Here is a 5,396-nt window from a genome sequence, read left to right as displayed (position 1 = left end):
ATCTTAATAAGAGTCCATGGTAAACAATCATTCCACAAATAGAACAATATGTCGCAATTAAAGACTATTTATAACCATTATGAATCGATATTATTACTATCAAGCAAAACATAAGAATTAGGAGATGAAAGATGAATGCTTATCTACATCGTAGTGAAAATCGCGGTCATGTAAAAGCTGGCTGGTTAGATACTTACCATAGTTTCTCATTTGGTAGCTGGTACAATCCGAAATACATGGGTGTGAGTGCATTACGTGTAATTAATGACGATACGATTGCAGCACATAATGGTTTTGGTACGCATCCGCATGACAATATGGAAATTCTAACCTGTGTACTAGATGGCACCATTTCTCATAAAGATAGTATGGGTAATGAAGGTCAAATTAATGCAGGTGAATGGCAATTAATGAGTGCGGGTACAGGTGTAACCCATAGTGAAATGAATAAGCATGATAAAGCAGTACATCTATTACAGATTTGGATTCAACCAAATGTTCAAGATGCTGCACCGACTTATCAGCAAATTCAGCTCAACCCAAAGGATCATCCTAACCAATGGCATCTAATCGCAGGCGATGAATCTGCACCAATGTTGATTCGTCAAAATGCTGAAGTAAAAACAGCTGTACTTGAGAAAGATCAACAATTAGAAATCACAGCAACGAAAAAAGTGAACTATGTTCACGTGGTTTCTGGTGAAGTTATGATTGCTGATCATCATGTAAAAGCTGGCGATGCTTTACTGTTTGATGAGAGTGCAACAATCAAGGGTCTTGAAGATGCCCAAATGATTTGGTTTGACCTACCATAAGTCGAAGTTTAACTCGTATCTCTCCCTCTGAGGTACGAGTTTTTTTAATCATGGTTATTACTATCACAACTGTTAGAATCCGAATTTGATTCATCACTAGAACGACATTCATCAGAATGCCGATCGTCACGTTCCAAATATGAATTAGATGCGGAAGTTGTTGAAGAATATGAATGACTATAATCAGCATTATCCTGTATAGACTTAACTTTCTTCGCTAATAAGATTAAGAAAACCAAACCAATTGTAAAGACTAAAATAATCAATATCAGCACCACAATCCCCTATTGCTACTCTAATTTTTGTTCCCCAATATAACTTAGATTTTCTTTTAAAAATTGGCATTAAAAAAGCCCGATTAACGGGCTTTTCTACAACCTTGAACATTTTTAAAAACAATCAAAATTGTTTCGTTCGTTGTTAGCTGTGTATTCAGGTTGTCATATCTTTGTTCATTTAGGAAAGATTTCTCTTTAATCCTAAATAGTATATGACTCCCTTATTGATTAAATTATCACCAATACTAATCTCGGTCAAGTAGCATTAAATTACAAAATCTAGGGTTAAATGCTTTGCAATTTTAACTAAGCTTAATCATAGTTATTTTTCAATTAATAGATTAAATAGCATGTTCTTTAAATCTATAAGATATTTTATCTTTTTTATATTAAATACAAACCATTCATTCTGATATGTCTCTCATATTTACGTTGCCACGTTAGAAATTCATTTTGCTTCCTTTCGGTATAAAAGACAGCATGGTGGTGGTTTGACACATATTTACTAGTTTAACTTCTATCGATAAACTCTAGATATCCTCTACCTTGACACTGTTTACCTTTGAAACTACCACCCCACTTGTAGGAACTGACAAATCCTGCTGCCAGACCATAGCAATATGGTGTATCCACTTCAGCATAAATCTCCAAGATCTGCTGTTCATTATGATAAGCAATCCATTTAAATGTTTCTGGTACATTCATACTATATCCATCAGGTGTAATCTGTGGTTCAGCTTTATTTTTCAAAACCTCAAATAAAACATCACCATTAAATTGAACAGATGTACCATCGATATGACGATAATAAACAGCGGTTAAGATTGGTTGATCTTCATAACATATGAATGCTAGCAACAAATGTTGGCATTCATCTAAATTAATAACTTGGTAACTGAATATCTTTACCGGAAGTTGAATATGATTAACAAGCAACTTGTTTTTTAGCATTGATGTTGCAACAGCCTTCCACGACTCCAATGTACACAGACCTTTTAATTCAACCGTTTCACCTTTGTGAATCATTTTGCCTTCATATTGCATCAAAACACTGAAATGCTTATACAACGAACTGTAAGCAAACCATGTTACAGCCTTTGTGGGCTTCAGCTCTATTTCAAGCTTGAGATCATCCCTATTTGTGATGAGAAGATACCCATTTGGGGATTCTTTCAATACAGTTTCATTCTTAAAATTGACTGAGAAAGGATCTTTGCTGAATTCAATATCATCATGAACAGAATAAACTCTATAAGCCTCATCCGTCGTTGATAAAGCTGTGCCATGAACAAGAGAGGCTGTGTCTCCTTTACCTCTTTGAGATAATTGATATTCAGAGTCAGTTATTGGAAAACCAACATAACCGAGAACTGATGCCCAAGATAAATATCGATATGGTTCAGGTAGATCAGGAATCATTACGCCATATTGAGTACTACCATAACGTCTAAATTCAGTATGTGGACTTAAATCGTAATCTTTAGGCAATAACTCTTGCCGATCCGATGTTACGGCACCGAGCAAATCACCAGATATCTTTGCTATCTTTTGATTAATCTTATCTTTAAATACCTTATTTTTTGATTGACTTGAAACTGGCATAAATGAATAACCTTAAATTAGTAGATATCAAAAAAAGTTCCATATTAGAACTTGGTTTTTTCTAATTGAACGTTAATACAGGTCATCACACTATTTTTTGATGCCATCAAAATTTCTCTTTTTAATTTTTTAGCTACATCTAAAAATGACGGATCACTACCTACAAGGGCATGAAGAATCGAAGCCGCAACGTGTCAGTTTTAGGTGATTTTTTAAGTTCAAAATACGGCGATTTATTGTACTTATTCACATTAAAACCGAACGGAGTCCCCCAAAAATACTCCGAAAATAAAAAAGCCCACTTTTGAGTGGGCTTTAATATACTGATTTAACAGTGAATTTTGGTAGGTATATCCAATACCAAATTAAATTTCAATATATTGATTTATATCACTATTATTATAATTTAAATACAAAGTGTACATATCAGTGTACAAATTATTCCAGCTTACGATACCAGCTCATACCTATTCTTTACCATCATTTATTCTGTAATGCTCATGTCATTCCTATCACTTATCGTTGTGACCGCTAAGGCGAATGACTAGAGTTATCTAGCGTTTAGCTGCTGATTGCTCAACATAAGATAAATTTCAAGGAATTAGATATAATGGCGTTAGCCTTCCAGGGGTAAATTATTATGGAAGAAATACAGGGGAAAATTTTGAGCGATATTATTTATAAAACTACAATCAAAACTGGTTCAAGAATTTGTGGTTATTACAAATTTAAAGATGTATTTCAATTTTTGGAAAGCGATACACCATCTGATTTAAAGAATAAATTCATGGATATTGAGTTTAATAATAAATATTGCAATCCAGATATTTATTTAGAAAAAAATACATCTGATATCGTAAAAGCGAGAAGAAATAACAATAGTCATATTAATTTTCTTAATGAAATAGTTGCATTAATTACTCTTTCTACGAACCAACCCTGTAATCTAATCATTGGTGAACATGAGATTTTCCCTTCAAATTTCATAAAATCTGATACTTTTACTGACAATTCAACTAAATTTGAAATAAGAAAAGTACCTAATAGAATTTCATTTAGGCAAAACTCAACAATGTCTTTCATCGAAATCCAAGATACTGCTTTTAGTTATTTTGAGAATTACTTCAAACTCGATAATAATGCCAGAAAAGCATACAGCACATCCATAATTCTTTTTAATAAAATGCGACAAATCATGCTCATTAGCTCAAGCATGTCTGTAGTGGGCTTCATAAGTTGTATAGAAAGCCTCATAGCCTTTGAGGATAGTAAAAGCGAGAATAAACCTGAAAAATGTAAAACCTGTAACGCTCTATTATATTCCATTGCCAAAAAATTTAAGGCTTTCATGGAAAAATATTCTGAATTTGATACTGAAAATACTAATAAGTTACTTAATGAGTTTTACAGCAGAAGAAGCACTATTACACACACAGGTAATTTATTTTATATGGATAGAGTCTTAACAGATTTCCCAATGTCAGAGTATCGTAAAGAATTTCTTGAAATTGAATCACATGTGCGAATTGCTTTATACAATTATTTATTAAATTATGATTTTGGACCTTAACACGTAACCACCTTAATTTTTGGTGATGTTCTGAAATAGCCCTTGTCTTGCAGAAGAATTGATATAAAATGTCTTCGCTCACAAGGAAACTAATAGTGATGCAGCAGATCTTCAGGTCTGCTCACGGTTCTGTATAAAAGGACACCAATACAACATCTAAAATAAAATCCGTTTTTAAGGATAATAAGTTGTATTTAAATTTTCTTATCCTAGTGATAGTGGTGACACTAAATATTCTAGGCACAATTGACCCAACTATTGGGTTATGTTGGGCGATCATATCAAGCATCATAGAAATTGTGTTATATTGCAAAAAACTGAATAAAACAGTATAAATTGATTCACTACTGACACTTACCGAAGCTCTGAGTGTTCAGTAATGAATTTTAATATTTAATTATAAATTATCATTAGCTCTCATAATTTCAACACTTTGTAGACCGGTTGAAACCTCCTTCGGAACGGGCGGTGATGCTGGACTCGTATTCTGTTGTACCCCTTACTTAATATTCATAGCCGCTGTTTGATCTGCAATAGGGAAATTAGGGTCATAACCCATTGGGGGTAACCTACCCTTTTCATTACCTGACTTAGCAACAAGTGCAATCAGCAGAATATATAACTTGCATTGAGCGTACATCAATCTCTTTAACAATCAACTCTCATCAAGTTATTTATATAGACTACATACTTCATTTAGAATTTAAACAAATATCTATTCTCACTTAAAAAAGTAGAGCAATAAAGAATGAAAAAGAAATACATCGTTGTACTTGAAGGCGACTCCCCTCCCGAACTTTACTTGGGCGATGAAATAGCTGGTTGCAAGATCATTGAGTTAAAATCTGAAGAATTACCAAGAAGAGTTGACGTTGCTTGGTTATTAGAAAGATACCCAATATCCAGAAAGTCACTTATAGACCATCTCCGTATTTTTAATAAAGGAAATGATGGCAAGCATCATTATGATCCAAATGAAGTCCTCCCTATTTTGGATAACTTACACTTTTTAAAAGAACGAAGGAATTCTCGACGGAAGAATTGAGTTTATGAAGCCCTCTTGATCATTTACGATCCAGTAACCCTATAACTGGAAAAATCCCATGACTACCGAGATAAAGTTTGTTCTTA

5 protein-coding genes are annotated in these 5,396 nt (G+C 33.4%); 3 read left to right on the top strand and 2 right to left on the bottom strand.

Annotation, left to right across the window (positions count from 1 at the left end):
- Positions 1–131 precede the first annotated feature (131 nt).
- Positions 132–815: a pirin family protein gene (locus IRT38_RS07385; protein ID WP_112986144.1), complete on the top strand. Its 684-nt coding sequence runs from the start codon at positions 132–134 to the stop codon at positions 813–815.
- Positions 816–1,603: 788 nt separating this feature from the next.
- On the opposite strand, the gene IRT38_RS07380 is transcribed toward IRT38_RS07385, so the two are convergent.
- The gene (locus IRT38_RS07380; RefSeq protein WP_194597331.1) at positions 1,604–2,695 is read right to left on the bottom strand and encodes a DUF6670 family protein; all 1,092 of its coding nucleotides are present in this window, start codon (positions 2,693–2,695) and stop codon (positions 1,604–1,606) included.
- 640 nt (positions 2,696–3,335) lie between these two features.
- Here IRT38_RS07380 and IRT38_RS07375 point away from each other — a divergent pair.
- On the top strand, positions 3,336–4,265 hold the full coding sequence (locus tag IRT38_RS07375; protein ID WP_194597330.1) for a hypothetical protein: 930 nt from the start codon (positions 3,336–3,338) through the stop codon (positions 4,263–4,265).
- 499 nt (positions 4,266–4,764) lie between these two features.
- Here IRT38_RS07375 and IRT38_RS07370 read toward each other — a convergent pair whose 3' ends face one another.
- Positions 4,765–4,905 (bottom strand): hypothetical protein, encoded by a 141-nt coding sequence (locus tag IRT38_RS07370; protein ID WP_194597332.1) that lies wholly within the window; start codon positions 4,903–4,905, stop codon positions 4,765–4,767.
- A 108-nt stretch (positions 4,906–5,013) separates the two neighbouring features.
- Here IRT38_RS07370 and IRT38_RS07365 point away from each other — a divergent pair, with 108 nt between their 5' ends.
- On the top strand, positions 5,014–5,310 hold the full coding sequence (locus tag IRT38_RS07365) for a hypothetical protein (protein WP_194597329.1): 297 nt from the start codon (positions 5,014–5,016) through the stop codon (positions 5,308–5,310).
- Positions 5,311–5,396: the final 86 nt, after the last annotated feature.

The organism is Acinetobacter sp. SK-43, assembly GCF_015351505.1.
GTDB lineage: Bacteria > Pseudomonadota > Gammaproteobacteria > Pseudomonadales > Moraxellaceae > Acinetobacter > Acinetobacter junii.
Note: the sequence above shows the minus strand (reverse complement) of the source record. Positions and strands in the feature narration are given on the sequence as shown.

What these genes read in the sequence shown, in the direction of transcription:
- IRT38_RS07370 (WP_194597332.1), bottom strand. Translation starts at nt 4,905, where the DNA reads ATGTACGCTCAATGCAAGTTATATATTCTGCTGATTGCACTTGTTGCT.
- IRT38_RS07385 (WP_112986144.1), top strand. Translation starts at nt 132, where the DNA reads ATGAATGCTTATCTACATCGTAGTGAAAATCGCGGTCATGTAAAAGCT.
- IRT38_RS07375 (WP_194597330.1), top strand. Translation starts at nt 3,336, where the DNA reads ATGGAAGAAATACAGGGGAAAATTTTGAGCGATATTATTTATAAAACT.
- IRT38_RS07365 (WP_194597329.1), top strand. Translation starts at nt 5,014, where the DNA reads ATGAAAAAGAAATACATCGTTGTACTTGAAGGCGACTCCCCTCCCGAA.
- IRT38_RS07380 (WP_194597331.1), bottom strand. Translation starts at nt 2,695, where the DNA reads ATGCCAGTTTCAAGTCAATCAAAAAATAAGGTATTTAAAGATAAGATT.